General features: G+C 43.2%; 4 protein-coding genes. All 4 read right to left on the bottom strand.

Going from position 1 to position 2,709, the window contains the following annotated elements:
• Positions 1–584: 584 nt before the first annotated feature.
• Entirely contained in the window at positions 585–983 is a 399-nt protein-coding gene (locus HU737_RS26070; protein WP_186557515.1) for a hypothetical protein, read from the bottom strand.
• A 258-nt stretch (positions 984–1,241) separates the two neighbouring features.
• Entirely contained in the window at positions 1,242–1,649 is a 408-nt protein-coding gene (locus HU737_RS26065) for a hypothetical protein (RefSeq protein ID WP_186557514.1), read from the bottom strand.
• Between the two features lie 231 nt (positions 1,650–1,880).
• The gene (locus tag HU737_RS26060) at positions 1,881–2,240 is read right to left on the bottom strand and encodes a hypothetical protein (protein WP_186557512.1); all 360 of its coding nucleotides are present in this window, start codon (positions 2,238–2,240) and stop codon (positions 1,881–1,883) included.
• A partial coding sequence (locus tag HU737_RS26055; protein ID WP_217838551.1) for an RHS repeat-associated core domain-containing protein occupies positions 2,241–2,709 on the bottom strand: 469 nt, incomplete at its 5' end.

Raw genomic sequence — 2,709 nt, 5'->3', positions numbered from 1 at the left:
GGCGCAGCTAGTCGTTGCTGCCGGGCTGGGTGAGGCTTTGTGTGTGCAGGTAGCCGTTGGCCGTCCATTGCTGGCGTTGCTTGCAGGCCGTTTCCTTGCACGCGGTTGAGCTAAATTATTAAAGAGCGCTACTTTGGTGTCAGGATGGATTAACCTCTCTCCACCGTGTTAAGGATAAATTTGAGATTTATTTGACTATTTGGAAAGTTATCCAGCCTTCGTTTATTTGCAGGTCTTTGATGGTGAGTTTGTTCTCTGGATTTGTATCTGTTGTGGCGCAAAAATTTAGCGAGGCAATTTGCTTTTCAAGTTGATCTGCATGAGTCAGGAGGATATGGTTTGCTGCGTGCTCTAGACTTATGAAGAGATTTTCGTGTTTCTTAAAATATTGTGTTGGTAAAAACGTTCCGCAGATCTGTAATTCTGGTTCAGTTGTTGTTCTGCCAATGAGAGATGGGTGCTGTCAAATATTTCGAATGTCGATTTGTTAGTTAGTATTTGGTGTTTTCTCCTGGTGCGTTAGTTGATTTACTTGGTTTTCTCGGGGAGTGCTAAGTGCCCTCTGATGAAGCGTGATGCCTTGGTTATATGTTTGTTGCGTGCAATTCCATGTAAAAATCCCAGTGTATGACAGTTTTTCTATTTTCCGATACAAATATTGTATTGGTGAAGTCAAGCTCATCTATAAAATCAAGCCACTCCCGTAGGCTTGCTCTAAATGCTGGGAATGCATCGTCAATATTTATGATGAATAATTTTTCGTCTGGAGTTAGTTTCATGCAGGTGAATATTTTGTTTATCTCAATTGCTAGTTTGTCTCGCTGGATTTTGCCGAACTCTTCTTTTTTGAGGATGCGGCTCCAATGAATGGCGGATGAACTTACTGGGAGAGCTTTGCTGAGTAGAGCTATTACTTCATTTTCGTCATCGTTAGTGCATGAATTATTAGTGATAAAACTGATGCATTCGCTGGTAAAACTCATCGATTGAATCTCCTGATTATTCTTGCCACTGTTTTCGGGGAGGCTTCAAAGCAGATCGTTCTACCTCGCTTTTTGCCATCAAAAGCGTTGATGTGCGCTTTATGCCTGTCATCGTGTTCCAATTGGAAGCCGCGATGTTCATCAAGTGATCGTCTTCCGCTATATGGAGATCTGGTATATAAATTCAATTATAAGTGCGATGATTTCTCGTGCTTAGTATGCGCATATTGTTTCGGTGCATTCACTGGTTAGTCAAAGTCATAGTTCGGATTTTTTTAAATTCAATTTTTCATTAGCTGCGTTGAAAACTATTGGGTCTGGGTCTTTGCAGAGTTTCTCTAAAATATCCCTTGGCACCTTTGGGTTGCACGCGATTCTTTCTCTGATACTCGGCTCAGGGTCTTTTGCTAGGCGCTCGAATGTTTCCCTGTTTATACGCCGTTTCATCGCGATATCCCAGCGAATCGCATCCGATTCATTTAAAGATAGTTGCTCTAGGATTAACGCTGATATTGTCTTGTTAGATGCTACATGGGAGCATAGCTCTGGGTATTTATTTATAACTTCTAGCCATACTTCATCTGGCGCGGAATCTCTTGACTTTGAAAACTCTTCATCGTCGTCGCTTTCCACATATTTTTTAAATTCGTCAGCATTACTAATCATCTATCCGCCTTTCGCTTCTCGGCATCGCATCATGTTCATGGGTTTGTCGGTCTCTCCTTTATATTTGCCCATAAAATCTCCGTAAATGTCCGTGTCTTTCCGTTGAGGGGCATGTTGTTGCGCCAGATGGCTTAGTTGATTAAATTTGCCTGCGCAGTAGGCAAGTATTGCGCGGCAGGTCGCACAGTCCTTTGGATGGACGTTATTATCTCTATTGTATTGGTTGTTAGATTATTTCGATTGGGATTTAGCCCATTTGATGGTTTCTTTGATTGCACGACCTAAGTTGCGGAGTTGTATTACTAAACAAAGTTCGTCAAAGCCCTCAATGTCGTTGTGAATTGCTGAGTATCCCTTTACGCCCTCTGAAATTACTATTCGTAAAATGTTTCCGGTGTCGGTATTGCGCACCGAAAATATTGGGTTTGCATCCCGTAAACGCGTGCCGTCAACGCATATGTCTATATAGTGTGGTGTTAAGAATTTTTCTGATTGTATTGCTTCCTTTGCTAATGAGTTCTTGAAAGTATTGATAAGGTGCTCTTCAAGTCTGTCGTATGTTTCTGGGTTGCTTAAGTAGTCTTTAAACATTTATTTGTCCGTGAATGCTCGTCCTGCTCTGATTTCAATGTCTACGCGCTCTTGGCGGGTTCCGCTAACCATGAATGTTTTGCGCTTGTCTGCGTCAAGTCCTCCGCATTTGCATATGTTATCGATCCAGCGCTCTGCTTGGTTAAAAGCTTCCTCGCGTTGAGATAGCTCTTGTTTAGAAAGCTTTCGTTTCAATTCATTGATTTTGCTTTTAGCATCCGCTGCTGAGAGCGGGGTTTCTTGATTCCAGCTCACCGACTCCTCAAGTTTTCTCCCTTGTGCTTGAATTCGCCCCCTATTAGCTGCGAGGCCCAATGGATCTGTCCATGCAATCGGATTCGGCGCATAGGCATAAAGATTCAACCCCCCGGCATACCCAATCGGATCCGCCGAAACAAACCGCCCCACCTGCGGATCATAGTACCGGTACCGGTTGTAATGCAGTCCGGTCTCGACATCCAGGTACTGC

Origin of the sequence: Pseudomonas urmiensis, from assembly GCF_014268815.2 — a bacterium.
Classification (GTDB): Bacteria; Pseudomonadota; Gammaproteobacteria; order Pseudomonadales; family Pseudomonadaceae; genus Aquipseudomonas; species Aquipseudomonas urmiensis.
The sequence above is the reverse complement of the archived record's forward strand: the minus strand, read 5'-3'. Positions and strand labels throughout refer to the sequence as shown.

Coding starts and splice junctions, on each gene's coding strand:
- HU737_RS26060 (WP_186557512.1), bottom strand. CDS start 2,240: ATGTTTAAAGACTACTTAAGCAACCCAGAAACATACGACAGACTTGAA.
- HU737_RS26070 (WP_186557515.1), bottom strand. CDS start 983: ATGAGTTTTACCAGCGAATGCATCAGTTTTATCACTAATAATTCATGC.
- HU737_RS26065 (WP_186557514.1), bottom strand. CDS start 1,649: ATGATTAGTAATGCTGACGAATTTAAAAAATATGTGGAAAGCGACGAC.